Annotated in this window: 25 protein-coding genes; 15 read left to right on the top strand and 10 right to left on the bottom strand. The window is 34.6% G+C overall.

The window, feature by feature from the left end; translation table 11 throughout:
* Nucleotides 1-4 precede the first annotated feature (4 nt).
* The 7 genes from M0051_RS03735 to mtaB all read left to right on the top strand — a co-directional run bounded on the left by M0051_RS03735 (nt 5) and on the right by mtaB (nt 6986).
* The gene (locus tag M0051_RS03735; protein ID WP_306740202.1) at nt 5-1126 is read left to right on the top strand and encodes an 8-amino-7-oxononanoate synthase; all 1122 of its coding nucleotides are present in this window, start codon (nt 5-7) and stop codon (nt 1124-1126) included.
* Entirely contained in the window at nt 1116-1805 is a 690-nt protein-coding gene (locus M0051_RS03730; RefSeq protein ID WP_306740201.1) for a pimeloyl-ACP methyl esterase BioG family protein, read from the top strand. Before M0051_RS03735 ends, M0051_RS03730 begins: the two co-directional genes overlap by 11 nt.
* Nucleotides 1786-2547, top strand: a complete 762-nt coding sequence (gene bioC / locus M0051_RS03725) for a malonyl-ACP O-methyltransferase BioC (RefSeq protein ID WP_306740200.1) — start codon at nt 1786-1788, stop codon at nt 2545-2547. Before M0051_RS03730 ends, bioC begins: the two co-directional genes overlap by 20 nt.
* 5 nt (nt 2548-2552) lie before the next feature.
* Nucleotides 2553-3230, top strand: coding sequence for a dethiobiotin synthase (gene bioD / locus M0051_RS03720; protein ID WP_306740199.1), 678 nt, complete (start codon nt 2553-2555; stop codon nt 3228-3230).
* 398 nt (nt 3231-3628) lie between these two features.
* Complete coding sequence (locus M0051_RS03715; RefSeq protein WP_306740198.1) at nt 3629-4273, top strand: ferredoxin--NADP reductase; 645 nt, start codon at nt 3629-3631, stop codon at nt 4271-4273.
* Between the two features lie 89 nt (nt 4274-4362).
* Complete coding sequence (gene miaB / locus M0051_RS03710; RefSeq protein ID WP_306740196.1) at nt 4363-5706, top strand: tRNA (N6-isopentenyl adenosine(37)-C2)-methylthiotransferase MiaB; 1344 nt, start codon at nt 4363-4365, stop codon at nt 5704-5706.
* On the top strand, nt 5703-6986 hold the full coding sequence (mtaB, locus tag M0051_RS03705; RefSeq protein WP_306740195.1) for a tRNA (N(6)-L-threonylcarbamoyladenosine(37)-C(2))-methylthiotransferase MtaB: 1284 nt from the start codon (nt 5703-5705) through the stop codon (nt 6984-6986). The genes miaB and mtaB overlap by 4 nt, the downstream gene beginning before the upstream one ends.
* 46 nt (nt 6987-7032) lie before the next feature.
* Here mtaB and M0051_RS03700 read toward each other — a convergent pair whose 3' ends face one another.
* Nucleotides 7033-8157, bottom strand: coding sequence for a universal stress protein (locus M0051_RS03700; RefSeq protein WP_306740194.1), 1125 nt, complete (start codon nt 8155-8157; stop codon nt 7033-7035).
* Nucleotides 8158-8447: 290 nt separating this feature from the next.
* Here M0051_RS03700 and rpsF point away from each other — a divergent pair, with 290 nt between their 5' ends.
* The 3 genes from rpsF to rplI are packed head-to-tail and all read left to right on the top strand — an operon-like array spanning nt 8448 to nt 9538.
* A complete protein-coding gene (gene rpsF, locus M0051_RS03695) occupies nt 8448-8798 on the top strand; it encodes a 30S ribosomal protein S6 (protein WP_110359545.1) in 351 nt (116 codons plus the stop codon).
* A 3-nt stretch (nt 8799-8801) separates the two neighbouring features.
* On the top strand, nt 8802-9071 hold the full coding sequence (gene rpsR, locus M0051_RS03690) for a 30S ribosomal protein S18 (protein ID WP_054721204.1): 270 nt from the start codon (nt 8802-8804) through the stop codon (nt 9069-9071).
* A gap of 23 nt (nt 9072-9094) precedes the next feature.
* Nucleotides 9095-9538, top strand: coding sequence for a 50S ribosomal protein L9 (gene rplI / locus M0051_RS03685; protein ID WP_110359544.1), 444 nt, complete (start codon nt 9095-9097; stop codon nt 9536-9538).
* Nucleotides 9539-9642: 104 nt separating this feature from the next.
* Here rplI and M0051_RS03680 read toward each other — a convergent pair whose 3' ends face one another.
* The gene (locus tag M0051_RS03680; RefSeq protein ID WP_306740193.1) at nt 9643-10149 is read right to left on the bottom strand and encodes a CAP domain-containing protein; all 507 of its coding nucleotides are present in this window, start codon (nt 10147-10149) and stop codon (nt 9643-9645) included.
* 206 nt (nt 10150-10355) lie between these two features.
* Between M0051_RS03680 and M0051_RS03675 the strand changes: the two genes are divergently transcribed.
* Nucleotides 10356-11063, top strand: coding sequence for a hypothetical protein (locus M0051_RS03675; RefSeq protein ID WP_306740192.1), 708 nt, complete (start codon nt 10356-10358; stop codon nt 11061-11063).
* Nucleotides 11064-11078: 15 nt separating this feature from the next.
* On the opposite strand, the gene M0051_RS03670 is transcribed toward M0051_RS03675, so the two are convergent.
* Genes M0051_RS03670 through M0051_RS03660 form a run of 3 tightly spaced genes read right to left on the bottom strand, consistent with a single transcriptional unit; the run spans nt 11079 to nt 12638 of the window.
* A complete protein-coding gene (locus M0051_RS03670) occupies nt 11079-11948 on the bottom strand; it encodes a fructosamine kinase family protein (RefSeq protein ID WP_306740191.1) in 870 nt (289 codons plus the stop codon).
* Nucleotides 11945-12418: a low molecular weight protein-tyrosine-phosphatase gene (locus M0051_RS03665; protein ID WP_306740190.1), complete on the bottom strand. Its 474-nt coding sequence runs from the start codon at nt 12416-12418 to the stop codon at nt 11945-11947. Before M0051_RS03665 ends, M0051_RS03670 begins: the two co-directional genes overlap by 4 nt.
* A gap of 10 nt (nt 12419-12428) precedes the next feature.
* Complete coding sequence (locus M0051_RS03660) at nt 12429-12638, bottom strand: zinc ribbon domain-containing protein (RefSeq protein ID WP_306740189.1); 210 nt, start codon at nt 12636-12638, stop codon at nt 12429-12431.
* Between the two features lie 410 nt (nt 12639-13048).
* On the opposite strand from M0051_RS03660, the gene M0051_RS03655 reads away from it, so the two are divergent.
* Nucleotides 13049-13888 carry a serine O-acetyltransferase gene (locus M0051_RS03655; protein WP_306740188.1) on the top strand — a complete coding sequence of 280 codons (840 nt, stop codon included), beginning with the start codon at nt 13049-13051 and terminating at the stop codon, nt 13886-13888.
* Between the two features lie 11 nt (nt 13889-13899).
* Nucleotides 13900-14808 carry a cysteine synthase A gene (gene cysK, locus M0051_RS03650; protein ID WP_306740187.1) on the top strand — a complete coding sequence of 303 codons (909 nt, stop codon included), beginning with the start codon at nt 13900-13902 and terminating at the stop codon, nt 14806-14808.
* A 58-nt stretch (nt 14809-14866) separates the two neighbouring features.
* Here cysK and M0051_RS03645 read toward each other — a convergent pair whose 3' ends face one another.
* The 3 genes from M0051_RS03645 to M0051_RS03635 all read right to left on the bottom strand — a co-directional run bounded on the left by M0051_RS03645 (nt 14867) and on the right by M0051_RS03635 (nt 18166).
* Nucleotides 14867-15535: a TonB-dependent receptor plug domain-containing protein gene (locus M0051_RS03645; protein WP_306740186.1), complete on the bottom strand. Its 669-nt coding sequence runs from the start codon at nt 15533-15535 to the stop codon at nt 14867-14869.
* A gap of 82 nt (nt 15536-15617) precedes the next feature.
* Nucleotides 15618-16886, bottom strand: a complete 1269-nt coding sequence (locus M0051_RS03640) for an ABC transporter permease (RefSeq protein ID WP_306740185.1) — start codon at nt 16884-16886, stop codon at nt 15618-15620.
* Nucleotides 16887-16939: 53 nt separating this feature from the next.
* Entirely contained in the window at nt 16940-18166 is a 1227-nt protein-coding gene (locus M0051_RS03635) for an ABC transporter permease (RefSeq protein WP_306740184.1), read from the bottom strand.
* A 619-nt stretch (nt 18167-18785) separates the two neighbouring features.
* On the opposite strand from M0051_RS03635, the gene M0051_RS03630 reads away from it, so the two are divergent.
* Complete coding sequence (locus tag M0051_RS03630) at nt 18786-19415, top strand: class I SAM-dependent methyltransferase (RefSeq protein ID WP_306740183.1); 630 nt, start codon at nt 18786-18788, stop codon at nt 19413-19415.
* Here M0051_RS03630 and M0051_RS03625 read toward each other — a convergent pair.
* Nucleotides 19412-19816 (bottom strand): thioesterase family protein, encoded by a 405-nt coding sequence (locus M0051_RS03625; RefSeq protein WP_306740182.1) that lies wholly within the window; start codon nt 19814-19816, stop codon nt 19412-19414. The genes M0051_RS03630 and M0051_RS03625 overlap by 4 nt on opposite strands.
* A 263-nt stretch (nt 19817-20079) precedes the next feature.
* Nucleotides 20080-23028: a C25 family cysteine peptidase gene (locus M0051_RS03620; RefSeq protein ID WP_306740180.1), complete on the bottom strand. Its 2949-nt coding sequence runs from the start codon at nt 23026-23028 to the stop codon at nt 20080-20082.
* A 559-nt stretch (nt 23029-23587) separates the two neighbouring features.
* On the opposite strand from M0051_RS03620, the gene M0051_RS03615 reads away from it, so the two are divergent.
* On the top strand, nt 23588-23764 hold the full coding sequence (locus M0051_RS03615) for a hypothetical protein (RefSeq protein WP_306740179.1): 177 nt from the start codon (nt 23588-23590) through the stop codon (nt 23762-23764).
* The last annotated feature ends 29 nt before the right edge of the window (nt 23765-23793 follow it).

Below are 23793 nucleotides of genomic sequence, written 5' to 3'. Positions count from 1 at the left end.
TACGATGAATAGTTTATTGAATAGATATAAAGAAGAATTAAGTAAATTAGAGGATTCGGGGAACCTGAGATCATTGAAAAATATCTCATATAAAGATTTTAAAGTAAACCTTTCCTCCAATGATTATCTAGGTGTAAGTAAAAAAAACATACCAAGACCTAAAGGGAATTCTTTTGGATCTGGTTCATCACGTTTGCTTACCGGAAACTTTACGGAATATGAGCAGTTGGAAGAAGAATTGGAAAAGCTATACTCACGTTCTGCCCTATTTTTCAACTCTGGATATCATGCAAATATCGGAATTTTATCGGCCTTATCTGGAAAAGGAGATTTAATCTTATCAGATAAGTTAAACCATGCTAGTATAATTGATGGTATTCGCCTGTCAAATGCAGAGTACATGCGTTTTAAGCATTTGGACTACAATCATCTTGAAACAATATTGCAAAATAAAAGAAATAAGTACGATAAGGTATTTATTGTAAGTGAATCGATCTTTAGCATGGATGGTGATGAAGCTGATGTGCAAAATCTTATCGAATTAAAGAAAAAGTACAATTGCTTTTTATATCTGGACGAAGCTCATTCATTAGGAGTAAGAGGAGAAAAGGGCTTAGGATTGGCTGAAGAGCTTGATTTAATGCATGAAATAGACCTTTTGATTGGTACTTTTGGAAAGGCTATGAACTCAATCGGAGCATTTGTAATTTGCGATTCAATCATTAAGAAATACCTGATTAATCGAATGAGATCCTTGATTTTCACTACAGCGCTACCTCCTATTGTAATTAGTTGGAATATTATCATGTTGCGTACTATCGTTAAAATGCGGATAGAAAGAGAGCACGTGATGATGTTGGCCAAGAAACTGAGAGATAAACTCATCGAGTTAGGTCTAAAAACCGATGGCAATTCGAATATTGTACCAGTAGTTATCGGTGATAGTCAAAAATGTGTAAATTTAGCTGGATATCTGCAAAAGAAAGGTTTTTTGATCTTTCCAATTAGGCCACCAGCAGTGCCAGTTGGAACTTCGCGTTTGCGTTTGTCGATTTGTGCAGATATGAATTGGGAAGAATTACAAGATGTACCACGATTGATAAAAGAATATTGCGATGGAAACTAAATGGTTACATAAAACTTCAAAAAAGAAGTGTATTCTTTTTTTTAACGGATGGAGCTGTGATGAAAAGCCATTGCAGCATTTAACTTCAAAGGAGTATGATGTTCTTAGTTGCTACGATTATAGGGATATTTTACTTCCTAAGGAGATAAATCGTCTTTTCGAAAATTACGAAAAGGTATATCTTATATCGTGGTCATTAGGTGTTTACGTTGCAAATCTACTACTGAAGGCACGTAAGGGTTTATTTGCTGATGTGATAGCTATTAATGGCACTTTACACCCGATTGACAACTTAAAAGGTATTCCTCCTGCTGTTTTTCAGGGTACTATTGATGGATTAAACTCAAAAAATCTGGAAAAATTTTGGATGAGAATGTGTGGAGGAAAATCTGCCTTCACTCACTTTAAATCGAATATTCCGAATAGAGAATTTGATGATCAACTGCTGGAATTGAAGGAATTAAAGAAGCTAATTCAAAATCACTTTATAGATTGGAACATATACAACAAAGCCTTAATGGGCAAGCAAGATTTAATTTTCTCAGCGGCCAGCCAGAAGCTTGCATGGGAAGAATCTATTGAAATTGTAGAAAGAGAATATCCTCATTATTGCTTTGACAAATGGAATTCGTGGGATGAGATAATTGAAGGTTTAAGTTGTGGGAAATCAAAATATTAATAAAGAAAATGTTCAGAAAAGCTTTGTAAAAAGCATTGAAACCTATCGTAAACATGCTATAGTTCAAGAAGCTATTGCATCAAGACTTATAAATGAGTTACTGAACATTAAAAAGGAGAATTTTCAAAAGGTTCTTGAAATAGGATGTGGGCCAGCAGTCCTAACAGAGAAGTTTTTTCGCCATTTTAAGGCAAAGGAATACTTTGCTAATGATATTGTTGAAGAGTATAAAGATGTATTACAAAGCATAGATAATAGCATTCAATTTTTTGGAGGGGATATTGAATCAATTGAACTTCCTAAGAATCTGGATCTGATTATTTCAAGTTCTACTTTTCAATGGTTTACTGATTTGGAGTTGTTTTTGAATAACATTTACGATGTTCTAAATCCTGACTCTTTATTAGCATTCAGCTCCTTTGGACCTGATAACTACAGGGAAATTAGAGATGTTGAAGGCAAAGGATTAAACTACCTGCCTTTCGGAAAGCATGAAAGGTTGCTCGCTGATAAATTTGAAATTATATGGAGTGATAGGGAAACGATTACAAGGTACTTTGCCGATCCGGTAGGAGTATTAAAGCATATGAAACAAACTGGAGTAAATGGAATTCCTGGTAAAGCGTGGACAAAGAGTGATTTAAAAAGATTTGAAGAGGATTATTTAGACCTCTTTGGAACTGAATTAGGAGTGCCTCTAACCTATCAACCAATTTACTTTATTGCAAAACCTAAAAAATAAATTACATGTCGATATATTTTATTGCTGGAATTGATACAGATGCTGGAAAATCTTTTGCTACAGGACTATTAGCTAAGTACTTATTGAAAAAGCAAGTAAATGTTATAACACAAAAATTTGCACAGACAGGTTGTAAGGGAGTATCTGAAGATATTCAGACTCATCGCGAAATAATGGGAATTGAATTAATGGATGTTGATAAAGATGGCACCACCTGCCCTTTTGTTTTCGACTATCCCGCATCGCCTCATTTGGCTGCTGAAATGCAAAATGAAACCATTGATATTGAGAAAATTAATATTTCAAGCAAAAAATTAAATAACCAGTTCGAAATTGTTCTTCTTGAAGGTGTTGGAGGTTTAAATGTTCCTATTACATTAGATTATTCATTGCTGGATTTCTTGGAGGAAAAGAAATACCCAACCATTTTGGTTAGCTCTTCCAAATTGGGTAGCATCAATCATACCCTGCTTAGCTTGGAAATTTTGAAAAAAAGAAACATTCCACTGCACGGGTTAATTTACAATCATTTTCCAGCCAATAGTGAATTTATCTTGAAAGACTCAGTAAAAGTTTTTGAACACTATTTGAAAAAAATGAATTTTGATTGTCCAATTATTGAAATTCCAGTAATTAATGATTATAAAAAATCAGAAGTCGATTTTTCTGCATTTTTCGAATAAAAATATTGCAAAGTTATGATGTGATAAAATTCACAGATACAATTAAAATTTTTAAATCGAAAATTCTATAATATTCTGACCAAGAACTAAGGCAGGAAATAAATAATGGATTCTGAGAGAGTTTAAAACGTACCTTCACACACTAAACATTCGGATATACAGGTATTTGATAATAAATTAAACAAATCACATTTTGGATAAATCTAGAGTAAAATTACCTTTTTTAAGGCATTTTTTGTAAAAGTGATAATTTTTGAACTCTAAACAGATAAAAAGGTCTTATTATTCTTGTAACTTAAAGGAAATTTCTATTTTTTTGTAATCCCTTATTTAAAAAGATTCCACATAAAAAAGAAAAAGGGAATTGAAGGGAAAATCAAAAAAAATAGAAAATTTGTATGAGATCACATAAAGTTATTGAAATAAGAAATCTTACTCCATCTACTTATATTATAAAAATGGAAAAGAAAGATTTCACTTTTAAGACTGGACAATATATCACCTTAGGATTTTCTGGCAGTATCGACCGAAGAGAATATTCAATTTATAGTTCTGAACAAGATAAATTTTTAGAGGTATTGATTAAAGAGGTGGAAGATGGTTTGGTTTCGAAGAAATTAAAACGCTGTAAACCTGGCGACTATTTAGATGTTGATGGTCCATTTGGTCATTTTTCTTTGAAGGAAGATGAAATTTCCAAAAAGAAGTTTTTATTTATTGCTACGGGAACAGGCATCTCTCCTATCCATAGCTTTATTGCAACTCATCCTAATATGGATTACCAATTGTTGCATGGAGTAAGAAAGGAAGAAGAAGCCTACGAAAGAGAATCTTACCAAAACAACAACTATATATTGTGTACTTCTAGGGAAAATTCAGGTGATTTTTATGGAAGGGTTACGGAATATTTGAAACAAAATCCGGTACCTTCTGATACGGTTTGCTATTTATGCGGTAATTGCCATATGATTTATGAAGCATATGATATTCTAGAGAAACAAGGAATTAACTTGGGTCCTATTCATACGGAAGTATATTTTTAAAATACTATAAACTAATTAGATGAGTGAACGAATGGTATGTAAAATGCAATTGAGTTAACTCATCATTTATAATTCATAATTATTGAAGAATGAAATATCACTTAGTATCATTGGGTTGCCAAATGAATGCCTCCGATGGAGAGCGTGTTCGTTCGGTTATTGAAAAAATGGGATACCAATGGACCGATCGTGAAGAGGAGGCTAATCTAATTGGAATATTGGCTTGTTCCGTGCGTCAAAAAGCGATTGATAAAGTATATTCTAAAATTCATAAATGGAACCTTTGGAAAAACAAACGAAACCTTGTTACATTCGTTTCTGGTTGCATTTTACCATCTGATTTAGAGAAATTTTTAAAACTGTTTGATATCATTTTTCAGATGAAGGATTTACCAAAATTACCTGAAATGATTCAGCAATATGGAATCTCTACACCAGTTGGATTGCAAAGCGGTTTTGATGCTCGAAATGAAAATATTTCAGAATTTTGGAATGTAAAACCAAATTATACTTCACATTTTGAAGCATTTGTACCAATACAAAATGGATGTGATAAGTTCTGTTCTTTTTGTGCTGTACCATATACAAGAGGTAGAGAGGTGTCTCGTCCATCCGATGAAATTGTTGACGAGGTGAAAAACCTGGTAGAAAAAGGTTTTAAATCCATTACATTGCTTGGACAGAATGTTAATTCCTATGGTCTGGATAAAAAAGGTGAAGAGGTTGATTTTCCTGAACTTTTAAGAAGAATTGGTCAGTTAGGAAATCATTTAAAGAAAGAATTTTGGGTATATTTTACCTCTCCACACCCTCGTGATATGACGGATGAAGTGATTGAGGTAATTGCTGATTATGACTGTCTTGCAAAGCAGATTCATCTACCTATACAGTCAGGTGATGACAAGGTTTTGATTCACATGAACAGAAAACATGGTATTGAGAAGTATCGCCAAATTGTTCGAACCATACGAAGATTAATACCTCAGGCAACTTTGTTTACCGATATTATTGTTGGATTTACGGGTGAAAATGACGAGCAATTTGAGAATACTAGAAAAGCCATGGAAGAATTTCAGTACAATATGGCCTATATCGCCATGTATTCTCCTCGTCCTGGTGCTTTAAGTCATAGATGGTTTGATGATGTGAGCTTAGATGTAAAAAAGCAGCGCCATCATCAGTTGACGGAGGAATTGAAAATTCATTCCAGAGCTTATAATGAAAGCATGGTGGGTAAAACATTCAGAGTTTTGGTAAAAGGAGAAGCAAGACACGAAGGATTTTTGGCTGCCCTAACAGAAGGAAAGATAAATGTTCGATTTTTATCGTTGGACAAATCTTTAATAGGTGAGTTTGTTGATATTAAAATTACATCAGCTACTGATTTTTCTGTTGAAGGAGAATTGGTTGTTGTAAATGAAAAAGTAGCGTGAAAAAAGTAGCTTTCAAAACCTTAGGTTGTAGATTAAATCAGTATGAAACTGATGCCATAGCTTCTCAGTTTCAAGATAATGGATTTAAATTGGTTCCGTTTGATAAAGAAGCGGATGTGTACGTCATTAACTCATGTACAGTTACACATCAAAGTGATCATAAATCCAGAAACTTTATCAGTCAAGCCAATCGAAAAAATCCAGATTCTGTTTTAGTCGTAACGGGATGTATGGCAAACAATGCTAAAACAGAACTCGAAGGTCGCAACGAAATCAATTATGTAGTTGAAAATGACCATAAAAGTTCGGTTTATTCATTGGTGGAAGCACATTATAATGGTGAGATTTTTCATCCATCGAAAATAAATTCTGATCTGTTTTCTTACGGTTCAACCGATAAAGGATTCCACACGAGAAGTATGGTTAAAATACAAGATGGTTGTGATAATTTCTGTACATTTTGCATCATTCCTTCGGTACGCGGCAGAGCTGTAAGTAGGCCTATTCAGGACATCTTAGATAACGTAAAAAATGTCGTTAAAAATGGTGCGAAAGAGGTAGTTTTAACAGGAGTAAACATTGGAAGATACGAGTATGAAAGCTACAAATTCGATGATGTTGTGGAGCAAATCCTTGATTTAGAAGGAGATTTTCGCCTACGCATTTCATCTATAGAACCTGATGGTTTTGGTAATAAATTTCTAGGTCTGTTAAATCACCCAAAGATGACTCCTCACCTCCACCTTTGTTTACAAAGTGGATCAGATCCTATTCTTCTGAAGATGAGAAGAATGTATAATATTAAGCGATTTAAGGAAATTGTAAATAAAGTTCGTTCAGTTCGTGCTGATTTTAATATTACTACAGATATTATTATTGGTTTTCCTGACGAATCAGACCAAGATTTTGAATCTACATGTAATATCATCAAAGATTTGCAATTTGGCCACGTACATGCTTTTAAATATTCAATAAGAAAAGGAACAAGAGCTGAGCGAATGCCAGCTCAGGTAGATGAAAGAATTAAAACTCAAAGAAGTGAAGTCTTAAGAGAGATTGCTGATGATGTGAAGTTTCAATATAGAAAGCAATTTATTGGTAAAGAGCAAATTGTTTTGGTTGAAAAAACGGATGGTAAAAATGCGAAAGGATATGGAGAGCATTATGTACCGGTTGTGTTTGAGGGATGCGAACTTAAGAGGAATCATTTCTATAAAGTAAAAATAAAGGAAATCACTAAGGATACAGACCCTGTGCTGATAGGTGAACAAGTAAAATAAAAAAAGACGCAATTTGCGTCTTTTTTTTATAGTTCTAATTGGCTATCTAGTGGAACACCAATATTGGCATATGTGTTTTTATAAATAGTTTTCGTGACATTTGTCCAAAGAATAGTCTTTGTAACAAATTGTGTTTTCTTGCCAAAATTGCAATTAAGCCTACATCATGATCATGAATATATTTGTCAATTCCTTCCATTTTTTCATTTTCATGAATAATTCTACAACTTACTTCAGTATCTCCTAAAGCACGCTTTAAGTATTTGCGAATAATTTGCATTCGGTGTTCTTCCATTGGATCATTCGTGGACTTATCATCGAAATGAACACAGTGAATTTTCATGTCGTATGGTTGAGTAATATATTTAAGATTGGCAATTGCTCTAAAATCTGCTTTATCAAAATCTGTTGCATACATGATGTTACGAACCTGATCAAAATCAACTTCATCTCCTTGGTCAGATAAAATTAACATAGGCACATCTGTTTCTTCAATTACATTGGAAACTACACTTCCTAAAAGGTTCGTTGTACCAGCAGTTTCGCCTCTACTACCCATTATCATTAAATCTGGTCGATACTTGTTACACATGTTTAAAATTTCGGAAGAAGCAGTTCCTCCACTAAGTGCATAATCCACCTCTATTCCTTCAATTTTCTCCTTTTCTAACCTATTACGGATATCGTAATACAATTCCTTAATTTTCGCCTTTGCATTCTTCTCTACCTCTGATAATACTTCTACAACGGTTGAATTGTATGTATAGCTATCAGAAAATGGAACAGTTTCAATGGCCGAAGCAAAATAGGTATGAAAAAGTAAAATATCTGCATTAAACTTTTTAGCTATTCCAACTGCAGAATCACATAGTTTTGGAGAAAAATCCGAAAAATCAACAGGAACCAAAATGCGATTTACATCAATATTCTGATGCGGAAAAGCTGCATCTAAATCTTCCTGCGCGTAGCTTAAGTCAAGCTCTTCGATAATTTTTAAAGCTCGATTGAGATCTTCTTCTTTTATTCTAACCTTTACTCCACCTCCAATAGCAGATTGAATAAGGTTTAAATTTTTTAAATAGCACTCTACTCCTTCTGATTCCAGACGAGTTTGAAGCAACTGGGCTCTCGAGTAACTATAGGTCGCTAATGTTATCATCCTGTCCTTCATAAGCCTGAGTTTAGTTATACTGTTACTAATAAGTTACAAAAAAATAGATCTCTTGCCAAGGAAGCCTAGGAATACAGACTGATTAAAAACAGTGTATTTTATGCTGATCTGTCCGTATATTGCTTTAAATTAATCCTCTAAAGTCCTTTACTAATAAACTTGTAATCCGTACATTTGCAAATCGTAGTCGAATAAAGAATTGATATTCTTGAAAAATCAAAAAAGAATAGTTAATTTTGCGGCTCAATAAAAACACTTAATTATTAAGTATTAATTAAATTATTTAAGTTATGTTGAATCATTATGAAACCGTTTTCATTGTAACTCCCGTTTTATCTGAGGCTCAGGTAAAGGAAGCGGTAGAAAAATTCAAGACTCTTATTACCGAAAATGGCGGTAAGATTGAAAATGAAGAGAACTGGGGACTGCGCAAGCTTGCTTATCCAATTCAGAAAAAAAGCACTGGTTTTTACCAATTGCTTCAATTTGAAGCTCCAGGTGAATTCATCGAGAAATTAGAAGTTAACTACAGACGTGATGAAAGAATCATGCGTTTCTTAACTTTCAAGCTTGATAAATACGCTTATGAGTATTCAATTAAAAGAAAAGGAAACCTTAAAGAAACTAAAGAGGAGAAATAAGCTATGGCACAGAATCAATCAGAAATCAGATATTTGACCCCACCTTCAGTTGAGATCAAAAAGAAAAAATACTGTCGTTTCAAGAAAAACAAGATCAAGTACATTGATTACAAAGATCCTGAATTCTTGAAGAAATTCTTAAACGAGCAAGGTAAAATTTTACCTCGTCGTATCACAGGTACTTCTTTAAAATATCAAAGAAAGGTAGCCACTGCTGTTAAACGTGCTCGTCACTTAGCATTACTACCATACGTAACTGACATGATGAAATAATCTTTAAAGAAGGAGGAAACGAAATGGAAGTAATCTTAAAACAAGATATCCATACTTTAGGATATAAGAACGATATCGTAACTGTTAAGAATGGTTACGGAAGAAACTATTTAATTCCTAACGGTCTTGCTATTTTAGCTACAGAGTCAGCTAAGAAAATGCATGCTGAAAACATGAGACAAAGAGCTCATAAAGAGGAAAAAATTAAGAACGAAGCACTAGAAGTTGCTAAAAAACTAGAAGGTGTTACTTTAAGTTTAGGTGCTAAAACTAGTACTACTGGTAAGATCTTCGGTTCTGTTAACAACATCCAAATCGCTGAAGCATTAGTTGAAAAAGGATTTGAAATTGACAGAAAAGTGATTTCTATTAAAGACGCTGTAAAAGAGATCGGTAAATATACCGCTTCAATCAAACTTCACAAAGAAGTTAAGGTTGAGATCGAATTTGAAGTAGTGTCAGAATAATTCGCTTCACAACACAATTAATTTAAGTTTTTAACAGACAGACTTAAAGCTTTTCAAACAAACAGATATAAGCCACACCGATTAACGCTCGGTGTGGTTTTTTTTTACCTTTGTGTTCCAAAATTCTGAGTCCAGTATTTCCCAACTCGCCCTACACCCATTTCTTTAAAATTGCCATTCATTAAATTCGCACAATGGCCCTGACTTTTTAACCAAGCCTCAATCACCTGTTGCTCGCTGGTATAGCCATAAGCGATATTTTCACCTGCTGTGGAGTAGTTATACTCTACTTTTTGTAAACGTGTTGTTAGAGTGCTTCCCTGTGGCGATTCGTGTGAAAAAAAGTCATTTTCATACATATTGGTACTATGATTTATTGCAGCTTCCTCAAGTTTAGTACTCCATGAAACAGCATCAACAGGTGGATAATAGTTATCTCCACAGGTTGTACCTGCTGCTCTAACATCATTTACCAAATTCAACAACACTTTAGAATCAATTTTAAGGGGTTGTGATACAATCCCTTCTTCAATGATTTCAGATTCATCACTACTACATGCACTTAATCCTAATAAAATAGTAGCTAAACCTACACATAATAATTTTCTCATTCTCAAAAAAATTAATAATTAATAATGCAGGTTGATTTTAGAAGGTTGGTCATTCAAATATAGTTGTTTTTAAGAATAATTAAACTGACTAGTGCTTATTTAGAATTCTATGAACTTCTTATAAATATTAGGCTTTAAAGTTTTTTGCTCAGTTGAAATTTATGTAAATTTATTTTTAATACAATCATTATTTTAAAACAGAATTGATGAAGCGTATATATTCTACTCTTTTATTCTTGATGATTTCTACTTTTTGTTTTGGACAAAGAGATTACTCATACATGCCTTCTAAGAGGAATTTTAAAGTTAAATATGTGAATTACGATCATAAAAATAGAAAAGCTTACACAGAGGTTTGGCAATTGGCTAGTAAATCAAAAGATTCAACAGGAAAAATAAGATATAATATCGAATCAGAGATTACAACTGTCAAGCAAAACACCTTCTATCAATACTTTCATTTCACCTCTAAAGATTCCAACTTCTATATTGGTGCCGAGAGATATTTAGATCCGATTCAATTAGATTCCTACCAGAAAATGGTCGTTAAGATCGATGCGGATCGAGTTGTTTTACCAATTAAACCAATTCCAGGTAAAATTCTTCCCGAAGCTAGCTGTAAAGCTGATATCCTTCGTGGCACAGGCTCAGTTTTAATGTCTATGACTGTTTTGTTGGTAAATCGAAAGGTTGATGGTGTTGAAAGAATTGAAACGCCTGCAGGTAAATTTAAATGCTATAAAATCTCCTCAGATAAAATATATTTCTCTGGCATATTGAGAAACAAAACAACGCTTATTGAGTGGTATGCAATTAATGTAGGTCTTATCAGGGTGGAAGAATATCATAAAAAGGGCAAACTAATATCTTACAAGCAAATTGAAAGTATTGCCGAAGACTTCTTTATTCCTTAGTTAAATTATTTGCATTTAGTGCAGGTAAGACCACACCAAACGCACAGCCTGGCCATAATAAGAAGAACCAAATAAATTTAAATGGTTAAGTACATGATATAGTAGGTAAATGTTTTCTCTGTAATCGTACCCCTGTGGTAAAGGCTTGTGTTTGCTATAGGATTGATAAAATTCATCGGTAAAGCCACCAAATAACTTCGTCATGGCCAAATCAGCTTCGCGATGGCCATAGTACACTGCTGGATCAATTAAGACTGGATTAGAATCCAAATCACACAGATAATTTCCACCCCATAAATCACCATGCAAAAGTGAAGGTTTTTCTTCGCTACCTTCCAGTATTTCCTCTATCCTATTTTCAAGAACCAGAAATCCGTTTTTTAATTCGTTTCCAACCAGTTGATTTTTTTCTGCTAATTTATATTGATACAACAATCTTTTGTTATAGTAAAAATCAATCCAACTTTCAGATTCTGTGCCCTTTGGGATATTTAACTGTGGTGTCGAACCTATGTAATTGTCTTCTTTAAAACCAAATTTGAAAGTGGTACGGCTATGTAAATCTGCCAATTGCTTTCCAAATTTTATAAAGAAGTTTTGATCTTTATGGCCTTGTTCAATGAACTCCATTAATAAAAATTCTTCTTCAACAAAATAAACCTCTGGTGTTCTGATGCAAGTAGCTTTTTGAATCTCTTTAAGGCCATTAGCTTCCTTAAAGAAGCTATCAGAATACTCAGAACCCGTTTTTAGTAAACAGGTTCTGTTATCCTCCAGTTTAATCAAATTGGTTTGAGCAATAGAACCTCCAGATACAGATTTTTCTTTCTGTATTTTACATCCTGCCCAGCTTTCTATTTTCTCAATAATTTGAGATTTTATCATTTATCGATTTGTTTTAGCAATCCATCACATGCATCTTCTAAAATATCTAAAACTAATTCAAAACCATCAGCCCCACCGTAGTATGGATCAGGAACAGAATTGTAGTGCTTGTATCGGCTACAATAATCAGTCATTGATTTGATTTTACTCAAATCTTCAGGATTTCTTGCCATTCCTTTCAGGTCAGATACATTTTGTGAATCCATACCTAAAATGAGATCAAATTCATCAAAATCATTTTTCGGATTAAACTGTCTTGCAATGCTTGTCAAGTCATAATCTCTTCGAGCAGCGTGAGTTCTCATTCGACTATCAGCCCTTTCGCCAACATGCCATCCACCTGTTCCTGCAGAATCACATTCGAATTCATCATCCAGCATATTTACTTTTAAAAATCCATTCATAACAGCCTCGGCACTTGGCGATCGGCATATATTTCCCAAACACACAAAAAGTAATTTTTTCTTCATTAAAATGATTTTAATTGGTTAAGAAATCAAAGATATTTCCTAATTGACTAGTTGTTCCTTTATACAATTCCGTATAAGAACATCTGGAACATGTAATTGTAGTAAATTTTTTATTTTGAACATCGAAAATTTTAGCAAACCTTCCTCCTGTAGCCCTAAACTCATCCGTTTCAAAGCTATTGCTCCCACATTTTGGGCAAATATATTTTGATGTATTCATTTTCAGTTAGTTTATGTTACTAATACTAAAAGTAATAAAAAAGCTCGTTAAAGTTATTTTTTTACATGGCTAAAATAAATAACATTTTTTTTACAGAAATATTCAGACTTAAGAGTCTTGTTTAATTTATTTTTTTTAAGTTTGCTTCTAGAAACTTCAAAATGAAAAGGAATTTAAAGCATATCAGAACCAAACAATCAGATCGAACTTCTTCGATTGCATTGGGTGTGCATTCAATTCAACAATCCTTTTCAAATTATTCCCAAAGGTTTGGATACAACAACAATCAAGTCTGTTGTTGCTGTTGCTGTTGTTAGTAGATAATCAATCTTACTAACAATCCCCTCATAGGTTTACTTATAAGTTTACCTAAATAATTACGTATCAATACATTAAAAATCATAAAAGCAATGAGTTATTTAAGTAAAGTAATGGATGAATTACAAGCTTCCAGAAACAACAATGAAATTGACATGCCTGCAAGAGATCTTGCACATCGATTTGTTGAAGAAGCCATGAACACCCTATTTCCTATTAGTGCCAGGAGAAGTAAGAGTTGTTGTGCAGAAGAGTCTTTGCTTTATCAAATGGAATCAACTTTAAAGCTCTTGTTATTACCTGTAAACTTTCAGTTGAAGAAATCAGTTGAAGAAATCACACACGATTTTATGATAGAAATACCATCGGTTTATCGCGCACTTTTAAAAGATGCTGAGGCAATACAAAAATTTGACCCTGCTGCGGAAACTATTGGTGAAGTAATAATAGCTTATCCTGGTTTTTTTGCAATAATGGTATATCGTCTAAGTAATGTCTTGCATCGACTTGGAGTTCCTACTGTTCCTAGACTCATGAGTGAGTATGCTCATACAAAAACAGGTATTGACATTCATCCTGGGGCAACAATCGGGGAATCTTTTTTTATAGACCATGGAACTGGTGTTGTAATCGGTGAAACTGCAATAATAAGGAACAATGTAAAAATATATCAAGGGGTGACTTTAGGAGCATTACAAGTTAAAAAAAGCTTAGCCAAGAAGAAAAGACACCCTACCGTGGAGGATAATGTAATTATTTATTCAAGTGCTACGATATTAGGTGGTGATACTGTAATTGGACGGAACAGCATTATTGGAGGTAATGTTTGGTTAACTTCTAGTGTAGAATCAAACAGTATCGTTTATCACAAGCATGAAACTAAGGTTAGAACAAACCTTGATGAAAGTAAAATTATCAATTTTCAAATTTAAATATCAACCAAATGAAACTGAACAATATTTTAGAAGGAGTTGGAAATACTCCAGTAGTAAAACTTAATAAAATATTTAATGGAGCTAATGTATGGATGAAACTTGAAAGGTCGAATCCTGCGGGTAGTATTAAAGATAGAATTGCATTATCTATGGTAGAGACAGCTGAAAAAGATGGATCTCTAAAGGAAGGATCAATAATTATTGAACCAACTTCTGGAAATACTGGAGTTGGATTGGCTATGGTAGCTGCTGTTAAAGGATATAAGTTAATTTTGGTAATGCCTGAATCAATGTCGGTTGAAAGACGAAGTCTTATGGCTGCATATGGAGCCGAATTTGTGCTTACACCAAGAGAATTGGGAATGAAAGGTGCAATTGAAAAGGCCGAAGAGTTAATTGCTAGCAATCCTAATTCCTGGATGCCATCACAATTTGACAATGAGGCCAATGTTGAAATTCACAGAACTACTACCGCTGAGGAAATTATAGCAGATTTTCCTGAAGGTATAGATTATCTGATAACAGGTGTTGGAACAGGAGGCCATATTAGTGGAGTTGCTGAAATTTTAAAGAAGCAATTTCCAAATCTTAAAGTATTTGCTGTAGAGCCAGAGGCATCACCTGTAATTAGCGGAGGCCAGCCAGGACCTCACCCATTGCAAGGTATTGGTGCAGGTTTTATACCTAAAAACTTAAATACAGAAATACTCGATGGTGCAATTCAGGTAAGTAAAGAAGAGGCTTTTGCTAAAGTAAAAGAACTAGCTGTTAAAGAAGGTGTACTTGCAGGTATTTCAACCGGAGCATCACTTGCTGCTGTTAGCAAGCAACTAAACTCAGTTGAAGCTAATGCAACAGTTCTTACCTTTAATTACGATACAGGAGAAAGGTATCTCTCGATAGAGGAGCTATTTTAAAAACAAAGAGGGTGTCAAATTCAAACATGACACCCTTTTTTATTATTTTCTATAATAACTATTTCTTTGTAGTTACTTTAACTACTCCATTTCCTCCTCGAACACCATATATTGCAGCATCACTCCCTTTAACAATTTCAATTTTAGCAATATTGCTTGGCGATAAATTAGACAAAGTAGAATAATCTGTCATAACTCCATCAATCTCAATATTTGCTGCACTTGATCCATAAAATGATGATTTTCCCCGTATAATAATTTCTCCACTTGAAATTTGCAATGAAGGGAATTCGTTTCTAATAATATCCATAAAGGACGTATATTTAGAGTAATCCTTTTGATCAGAATATTTTTTTGCCAATTCTTTAAATGAATCAACCTTCAGAATATGTCCTTTATTGATTGCAATTTCTGCTGCTTTAGGGATTTTAGCCAATTTTAATTTGCCTATCAACTCATTGTTCTTCTTTTTAACCTTAATTGTATACTTATTAAACCCCTTAGCAAGAACGATTAATTTATCTTTTTCATTACATTCACACTTAAAGACTCCCAAATGATTGGTTTTAACGGTTTCTTTAGTACTTTTTATTATTACATTAGCATTAACAACTGGTATAGAGTCAAATACTACCACTTTACCTCTCACATCAATTCTCTGAGAGAAGCAACTAATAGAACACAATACAAGGAAAATTATGCTTGTTAATTTAAATATAGCTTTCATAATATTTAATTATTAATTAATAAAAATAATAATTAGATTATTATAAAGCAAAAAACAGCAATATAGTCAAGCCACTATAACATCACCCATCATCTCTAATTGCTTCAATTGGTCGAACCGCCATCGCTTTTTTAGCTGGAATTATTCCAGCAACCAAACCTGAAATGATTAATATTACCAAGGCAATAATTGCAATATTGAAATCAACCTCTGGATTGGAAAACATACTTTCATCTCCTCCACCATTTTGGATTGCTTTTGTAATGATCTCCAAAAGAAATACACCAAAAACAAGACCAATCCAACCTGCTATTGCAGTTAACACTACAGATTCTGTAAGTATTGAACTAATTATAATTGATGGAGAAGCTCCCAAAGCTCGTTGTATTCCAATTTCTTTGGTTCGTTTTTTAACAATGAATAGCATGATATTACTAACGCCAATAATTCCTGCAAGAAGAGTACCTGTGCCAACAATCCATATTAAGCCAGCTATACCTATAAATAAGTTATTAATTTGAATAAATTCTTTTTCAACATTATTACTTCCAAATGCTCTTTGATCATCAGGATGAATGGCATGACGTCTTCGTAGTAAATTCTTAACTTTTTCTTCAACCAAGCTTGCAGAGTATTCTTTCTTTGAAGTAATGGAATAATGTCCTACTCGATTGCCGTAATTATATGTTTTTTGCAAGGTTGCAAATGGAATAATTACACATTGATTTTGCCAATCACCCCAACCTTGATTATGCATAGATTTAAAGGTTCCAACGATTTGAAAGTAAACTCCATTAATCTTAATGTATTCTCCAAGAGGTTCCTCACCCTCGTCAAATAGAACTTCAATTACGCGCTTACCAATAACAGCAGTCTTTCGCATGTCTTTGATGTCCATTTTGTTAATAAACCTACCTGATGTAAGAGTCACTGGGTCTATTTGATTAACTTCAGGAACATCGCCCAGAATACTAAATGCGCCTGTTTTCAATCCTCTAATTACATTATTTTCGCCATCACCACCGCCCCAGGCTTGGATACGTGGTGCAAGAATCTCAATTTCGTGTATGTTATCCAAAATGGCCTTGGTGTCCTGGTTGGTGAAGTTATAGCGTCGTCCTTGTTTGTATCCTTTATACGGTTTGCTTGTTGGCTGTGCCCAGATAAATACTGAATTGGTTGCAAAGTCGCCCATACCATGGTACACGCCATTTTCCAGACCTCTTCCAGATCCAAGCATGATGATTAACATGAAAATACCCCAAAAAACACCAAAAGCAGTTAGGAATGTTCTTAATTTATTGCTTTTAAGTGCCATATATATTTCGGTCCATCGATCTCTATCAAACATGATAATTCATTTAGTGATTAAAAGTTTCTTTTATTGAAATGAGTTTTATTTTTCTATTCATCAGCCAAAGCTTCTATTGGCTTGACGTTTGCCGCCTTCCAGGCTGGAAAAAACCCAGCCAATAAGCCAGCAAAAACCAGTACAGCCGTAGCTTGCAAACCTACACTTAGGTCAACTGATGGATTCATAAAAAATTCGATTTGAGTATGTGGAGCAAGAAGTTCTAATAATAACACCCCCATTACCAATCCCATATATCCTGCTACAGAGGTTATCAGAACTGATTCTAGCAAAATTAACCCTACAATAGATTTAGGGGTTGCACCAAGTGCTTTTCGAATTCCAATTTCGCGGGTTCTTTCACGCACAACAATAATCATGATATTACTAACTCCCACAATTCCTGCTATAATGGTAAATACACCAATGATCCAAACAAAAATTCGAATGCCTGAAAATAACGCCATGGTACGTTGATAACCTTCCATGTTATTATTAATCCACATGGCTCTTCTGTCTTTTGGATCAAATTTATGGCGAGCAGCAAAACTCTTTCTCAAATGATTCTCCATTTGCTGCAATGCTTCAATATCATGAGTATTGGTGGTAAAAGACATGTTGGAAATTCGATTGGCTCCATTAAACACCCTTTGAGCTGTGGATACCGGAACATATACCCTTTGTAAATCTCTATCTGAATGATCGGTAAAGACTCCTATAACCTGAAATGGAATGCCATTGAGCTTAATGTATTTTCCGACAGGTTCCTCTCTTTTAAAGAGTGCTTCCTCTAAAATAGTGCTTATGGCTACCACCTTTCTATATTGGTTTATATCGACATCATTTAAAAATCTTCCTTTTAGGGAAGTCGTATTCTCTAAGACTTCAGTGTCGGGATGTACCGCAATAATTTCATAGGAAACGTACTCCGATTTGTATGAAATTACGTTATTTCTATAAATGGAATAGCGAGAACTGATTTTATCTACATCAAGCCCAGAATCTTTAGTGCGAGTATAATCCTCATTAGTAAACTGTATTCTTCTTCCTGGTTGCATGCCATCAAATGCCATACTGGTTCTGCCACTATAGATCCAGAGGCTATTCATAGCGTCACGCTTGAATTGATCTAACACCCCATTTTGTAGCCCATTACCAGAACCCAAAAGGATAATCAGCATAAAAATACCCCAGGATACACTAAAGCCTGTAAGGATGGTTCGAAGTTTATTTTTTCGGATGGTTTCAAAAATCTCCTGCCATTTGTCAAGATCGAACATGAATTAAAGTATTAGAGTTACACAATTAGCAATGCAATATATACAGTGCCACAACTTGTGATATCCTAATATTTTGGTGGTAATAAGATAATTGGAAGGCTTTCTACCTGCAATATAGAGAAACTATAAATAGATGTCAATCTAAAAATGAAAAAAGATCAATATAAGAAGTGTTAAATAATGTTTAAAAGCGCACATTTTATGCATGCAAGACTTGTAATTTCACAAATACTTTCTACTTTTGCCGCCGATTAAAACTCACAACGGCTTTGCGACTTGTTATTGTCAGGATATCAGGCTAATAGGCCAATTGAAAATTAGGGGATTTTCATGAAATGAGTTTTTTAGTTAGTTGGTTAATGGTTAGATAAAAATGGCTGAGTTTCTCAGCCATTTTTTATTCTATTACATTTAATCTTTTTTAACTTTCCTTTGCAGCTCTTAACCGCGTATTGCCTTACCTTTGAAATGTATTCAAGAAGAAAAAAGAATAGAGTAGTTTTATCATAGATTGAGATTAAGGTTAACACTTTGTGTTAGGAAAGGATCGGAGGAGTTCGATCCTTTTTTATTGCCTGTAACTTGATAATTATGCTGTTTTTTTCTTTCTTAGGTAAACATGAATGAGAAAGATATTTATAAAGGAATACCCCTTGATAAAATACCATGGAAACGTGAAACGCCTCCTGATATTTTAATCAACACCATAAAAAGTCTAGTTTCATCACCTTCGCATTTACTGGATTTAGGTTGTGGTTTAGGACATTATGCAGCCTACTTTGCACAAAATGGATACAAAGTATCAGGAATAGACATCTCTCAAATAGCCGTCAGTCATGCCAATCAATTATTTGGAATCAAGAATTTAAAGGGAGATTTCTATGAGTTAGACTTGTGTAAGACTACCAATATTACATTGCCTCCAATAGAACTAGCCTATGAATTTGAAGTTCTTCATCATATTTATCCTGAATACAGGAAAATGTATGTGCAGAATGTACGTAAGCTTTTATCGGAAGGTGGCTATTATCTTTCAATTTGTTTTAGCAAAAAGGATCAAAACTTTGGAGGAGAAGGCAAATATAGGAAAACTCCTATTGGAACAGAACTCTACTTCTCTTCTGTAGAAGAAATTCAGGATTTAATGAGTCAGTATTTTAGGATATTGGAGATTAAGGAAGTAGAACTGGAAGGAAAGACTATCCCACACCAGGCAATATTTTGCCTGATGCAGAAAAGTAAATTTTAAACAAGATATTCTTTAAACAGTTCATCGAAGACTTCTCCTTTGCTCAACCTGCCATTCACAAGGCAAATAACGAATACCTTTCCTTTGGCACAGAGTTTATTGTCTGATGTTCGGTAGATATCCTCGTTGAATACCAATTTTAATCCTTCTCTTTCAATATTTAATCGCACTTCAAACTCATCGCCACTGGTTAGTGAGGTTTTATAATCTATTTCGATACGAGAGACCATGGCGTCTACTCCCTCTTCGTGTAGTTGCTTAAAGTTGCTACCAATTGATTCCAAAAACTCATGACGCGCATGCTCTAGATAGTTTTGATAGACTGAATTGTTAACTACTCCCTGGATATCGCACTCGTAATCGCGCACTTTAAGCTTTAGTGTGTAAATATATTGACTCATTGTACTAATGTTTTTAATATTTTGTCTGAACATACAAACGAGTGGTGAAATTAAACAAAAGCAATTAAAAACTACTTTTTATTGAAAAGAAAGAACCGGAAGATCAATTTGCATCGAAAATCCGGTTCTACACTACTACTTAAATTTACATTAAATGATAACTTAGGCAGACTTATTGGTGTGACTCACGCACCAAATGAATAAAAAGGGGTGGGACTGTGAGTAGGGGAATTCAACAGTCCCTGGGTGATTAGCATATCTAATTACTTCACCACTAATTTTTTAGTCCAACTTTCTTCTCCAGAGCTTACTTGTACAATGTATATTCCACTAGTTAAGTTGCTGATATCAAACTTATCTGAGCCATCGGAGACAAATGTGTTGACTACCGTACCTGTAAGGTTGATGATCTTTACACTTACTTCTCCTGAAATTCCAATTTGTTCCAACTTAAAATAATCGGTAGCAGGATTAGGATACAGCGTAATGCTTGCATTCTCTCCTAATGCCCTATCTCTTAAACTGTTTCCACTTCCTACCTGAATACCATAATCCTCTATTTCGCCATAGCTAGTATTTCCACAAGCCTGAGGTGTTTCATTGTAGGTAACTCGCACTCTCATTCGGGTAGCACCTAAGCTGGCTGTAGCAGGAACCTGGATGCTACCAGTTGCCGTACCAACGCTACTTCCATAATTGTAACTTAAAGAGTATTCTTCATCCGCTCCGCTAAACTCTCCATCACGATTCCAATCGAACCAAGCACTTACCTGGTTTCTTGAATCAGGACGACCAATGCTTACGGTAATATCATAGCTCAGCCCCTGTTCAACATTTGCTACCTGGGATGTATTGTCAGAATACCCATCACAAGTAGAGTTGTTGTTGATGGTTCCGAATGAAACGTTCGAAATGTATTCATAAGAACTACAGCCATTTGTTGTTGCTTCGCAGTAAGTTTGAGATACTGGAGCACTTACCGTAATCATATTGGTAATGGTTTTGGTATTGGTGCTACTGTTATTGGCTGCCGTTAAAGATACCGAGTAAGTTCCTTCAGTATTGTAAGTAACTGTAGGATTTTGAGCGGTACTAACCGCTGGTGTACCACCCGTAAAAGACCAATTCCACGAAGTAGGATTATTGGATGACAAATCCGTAAAGTTGATGCTTTCTCCAGTAGAAATACTTGTTTTATTCGCTGTAAAATTGGCTACTACTTCTTCTACTCCACTTCCAGAAATATTAATATCAGCAACATACGGAATCTTGTTATAGCCTGTAACTGTAAGTTTAATCGTTCCACTTGATGGCAATGGGCTAATGCTTACATTTGCCGAACCGTTGTTGATTTTAGCAGTACCAATAATCTCACCATTAAGGGTCATCGAAATCCAGGCATCGTTGGTATTGCTGTTTACCGTAAAGCTGTTAGCGCCAGGAGTAGCAGTTGCAGAATGACTTACCTGCATAACAGTAGGTGTTTTGGTTCTTACTTGCAAAGAAGGATCACCAAATACGGTCCAGGTGTCAATCATATTCTCTCCGCCCGATCCGTAAACATCCACCATTTTAAACATCCCGTTAAGTGCCATACCAGTAAAAGTTCTTCTAATGTTATTGGCATAGCTCTCAATTAAAATGTCGTTCATCTCATTCTGTGCAATCATAGGTGGCACCCACGATTGATTGATGGTAGAAGCACAAATTGCCATAGCACCCGTTGGTTTGCCGTTATGTGTAGCGCGTAACCATGTTTCGGCAAAACAAGTTATGCTCTTAAAATTCCCGTTCACACAAGCCACATCAAAAATAAAAGGCAGCTTGTTATCGTTGGTAAGATTGTTTACATTGGTATTGGTATATACCATACTTGCGAAGCCGGTATTAGAACCATGCCCAACATAATTTATGATTCCTTTACCGGCATTCAGCAAGTTGGTCAACTGTGCAGCAGACCCACCATCTTGGTAACAGCGCGAAATGGTATAACCATAACCTTCCAGTTTTGTTTGAATGGCATTCATGTGTTCTTCGTCTGAGGGGTTAGATCCTTCATTGGATGCAATTCCTACACCCGATGCAATCCATGTATCCGAAGAGTTGATATCACGTTCATAATGTATGCTTCTTTCTACCTGAGTAGTTACCTGTGCAGCAGTTTGTGCCGAAAAACGTCCTACAAAAATGTCGATGTAATGATCGTTCCCAGCAATAAAGCCATAGTTGTTATCCGAATCGCCTGCACTTGTAGATGATGTTGGAACTTGTGGTGCATCACCAACCAATAGCAAATAAGTTAAACCCTTGGTGTTGTAACAATTACTCACATAGGTTTTAATAGCCGAAGCACTACCAATGGTGCTGTATGCCACCATCTCAACAGGAATTCCTTTCTGCTTTTTCCAGGCAACGAAATCAGCCATTTCATCCATGTAATCATCGTAACAAATAATCAGCATGTTGCCAGGCTCATCGTTCAAAGCTGTGTATTTCGTGCTCGAAGGAACGTAATTCAAGAAATGAGACTCATATACCTTTTCGAATCCCCTGTCAGGAGCAGCAGACTTGACACCAGTTAAAGTATTTTTGGTAGATGCTTTTCCGCTTGCACTCACCTTCAGTTCCATATGTGTATAGATTCTTAAGGTTTTCTGAACTGGATTGTAGGTGATCGGATTCACCACCAATGCCTGACCGCGAACACTTCTTAAGATGTATGGATCATTAAGCGAAGCCAAGTTAGAAGGATAATAATCATCCTGCTGATAAGCCTCGCCATAGCTATAAGGAATAGACTTTGGATCGATATCACGGGTAAGATTACCTTTTGAAGGAACCACGTTGAAATCCTTAATTTCGATAAACTCCGAAGACAAAACTTCCACTTGCATATCCGCACTTGATGGAATCATGATGGATTGAGCAAATCGTGGCAAAGCCGGATTACCCTTTTCCAGAATATCTCCCATATTGTTGGCTTCCACCTTATAGGCATTCTCCGATGCAATATAGAGCAAATCATAGGAGTTTAGCTTAAAGTCGATCAGATAATCGCTACCGATGGCCGACTTTAAAACCAGCTCATTCTTGTCGTAACGAGTGTTTGGATCAATTTTAATGTGTTCTCGCTTCTGAGCCGAAGCACTTACTGAAATGAGCATGGCAATGGCCATTACCCATACTCGGAAAAAGTAAAGGTTCTTTTTCATAAATTAAAATTTAGAATTAGTTAATATGTATTATCAATAAATAAATATTAAAATGGTAGTGAGTCAGGTTACCACCTATCTTTCGATAGATCTATTCATTTATTACACCCCTTAATTCCGAATAAAGCAAAAAGGTAACCCTCTAAATAAAATAATTTATAGTTTATTTTACACATTTATTATTTGAAAGCTCTATACCTCCCACAAACACTACATATGCAGCATAATAAAATAAATTAATATTCTCGAAAACTTCTGCAAGGCACTAATTATAAGTTGTAATACATCTTACAATACAACAATAAGCTCCTAATAAAAATTCTTATTTAGAAAGTAAATTGTTTTTAAAAGTGACTTTAAAGCTCATATTTAAAATGAGAATCAATTCATTAGTCGGTTAAGTATGTATTATTCTTTTTGTTGTTCACCGACGAAAAATGGCGGTGAAGTCTTATTATAGTATAAACCATTTGCTATATATAACATATTAAGTAATTTTATATTTGTAATAAAATTATTATATCTGAATTTTAACTTCATGTAATTAAATACTTAAAGCATGATTCCTTACTACCTACAAGAAAATCCTTTTCAAAAGGGAAAACAGAAGTACATTGGCAAAGCTGCTTTAATGGAAAAATTGGATATCAAAGAGATTATTTCTCTCTGTGTGGATAAATCGCTCGAACTTATGCCACTCATATCGGAGCAAAGTGTGCCACTGATTTCGGTCTAAGTTGTGCCACTTTTTGTAGATAGTATATC

The organism is Marinifilum sp. D714 (assembly GCF_030851345.1).
GTDB lineage: Bacteria > Bacteroidota > Bacteroidia > Bacteroidales > Marinifilaceae > Marinifilum.
This window is presented reverse-complemented; position numbering and strand designations above follow the sequence as displayed.

What these genes read in the sequence shown, in the direction of transcription:
- M0051_RS03645 (WP_306740186.1), bottom strand. Translation starts at nt 15,535, where the DNA reads ATGAAAGCTATATTTAAATTAACAAGCATAATTTTCCTTGTATTGTGT.
- M0051_RS03715 (WP_306740198.1), top strand. Translation starts at nt 3,629, where the DNA reads ATGAGATCACATAAAGTTATTGAAATAAGAAATCTTACTCCATCTACT.
- M0051_RS03625 (WP_306740182.1), bottom strand. Translation starts at nt 19,816, where the DNA reads ATGAGTCAATATATTTACACACTAAAGCTTAAAGTGCGCGATTACGAG.
- rpsF (WP_110359545.1), top strand. Translation starts at nt 8,448, where the DNA reads ATGTTGAATCATTATGAAACCGTTTTCATTGTAACTCCCGTTTTATCT.
- M0051_RS03680 (WP_306740193.1), bottom strand. Translation starts at nt 10,149, where the DNA reads ATGAGAAAATTATTATGTGTAGGTTTAGCTACTATTTTATTAGGATTA.
- bioD (WP_306740199.1), top strand. Translation starts at nt 2,553, where the DNA reads ATGTCGATATATTTTATTGCTGGAATTGATACAGATGCTGGAAAATCT.
- M0051_RS03700 (WP_306740194.1), bottom strand. Translation starts at nt 8,157, where the DNA reads ATGAAGGACAGGATGATAACATTAGCGACCTATAGTTACTCGAGAGCC.
- M0051_RS03675 (WP_306740192.1), top strand. Translation starts at nt 10,356, where the DNA reads ATGAAGCGTATATATTCTACTCTTTTATTCTTGATGATTTCTACTTTT.
- rplI (WP_110359544.1), top strand. Translation starts at nt 9,095, where the DNA reads ATGGAAGTAATCTTAAAACAAGATATCCATACTTTAGGATATAAGAAC.
- cysK (WP_306740187.1), top strand. Translation starts at nt 13,900, where the DNA reads ATGAAACTGAACAATATTTTAGAAGGAGTTGGAAATACTCCAGTAGTA.
- M0051_RS03730 (WP_306740201.1), top strand. Translation starts at nt 1,116, where the DNA reads ATGGAAACTAAATGGTTACATAAAACTTCAAAAAAGAAGTGTATTCTT.
- M0051_RS03670 (WP_306740191.1), bottom strand. Translation starts at nt 11,948, where the DNA reads ATGATAAAATCTCAAATTATTGAGAAAATAGAAAGCTGGGCAGGATGT.
- M0051_RS03630 (WP_306740183.1), top strand. Translation starts at nt 18,786, where the DNA reads ATGAATGAGAAAGATATTTATAAAGGAATACCCCTTGATAAAATACCA.
- M0051_RS03640 (WP_306740185.1), bottom strand. Translation starts at nt 16,886, where the DNA reads ATGTTTGATAGAGATCGATGGACCGAAATATATATGGCACTTAAAAGC.
- M0051_RS03635 (WP_306740184.1), bottom strand. Translation starts at nt 18,166, where the DNA reads ATGTTCGATCTTGACAAATGGCAGGAGATTTTTGAAACCATCCGAAAA.
- M0051_RS03735 (WP_306740202.1), top strand. Translation starts at nt 5, where the DNA reads ATGAATAGTTTATTGAATAGATATAAAGAAGAATTAAGTAAATTAGAG.
- M0051_RS03660 (WP_306740189.1), bottom strand. Translation starts at nt 12,638, where the DNA reads ATGAATACATCAAAATATATTTGCCCAAAATGTGGGAGCAATAGCTTT.
- miaB (WP_306740196.1), top strand. Translation starts at nt 4,363, where the DNA reads ATGAAATATCACTTAGTATCATTGGGTTGCCAAATGAATGCCTCCGAT.
- M0051_RS03665 (WP_306740190.1), bottom strand. Translation starts at nt 12,418, where the DNA reads ATGAAGAAAAAATTACTTTTTGTGTGTTTGGGAAATATATGCCGATCG.
- M0051_RS03615 (WP_306740179.1), top strand. Translation starts at nt 23,588, where the DNA reads ATGATTCCTTACTACCTACAAGAAAATCCTTTTCAAAAGGGAAAACAG.
- rpsR (WP_054721204.1), top strand. Translation starts at nt 8,802, where the DNA reads ATGGCACAGAATCAATCAGAAATCAGATATTTGACCCCACCTTCAGTT.
- M0051_RS03620 (WP_306740180.1), bottom strand. Translation starts at nt 23,028, where the DNA reads ATGAAAAAGAACCTTTACTTTTTCCGAGTATGGGTAATGGCCATTGCC.
- M0051_RS03655 (WP_306740188.1), top strand. Translation starts at nt 13,049, where the DNA reads ATGAGTTATTTAAGTAAAGTAATGGATGAATTACAAGCTTCCAGAAAC.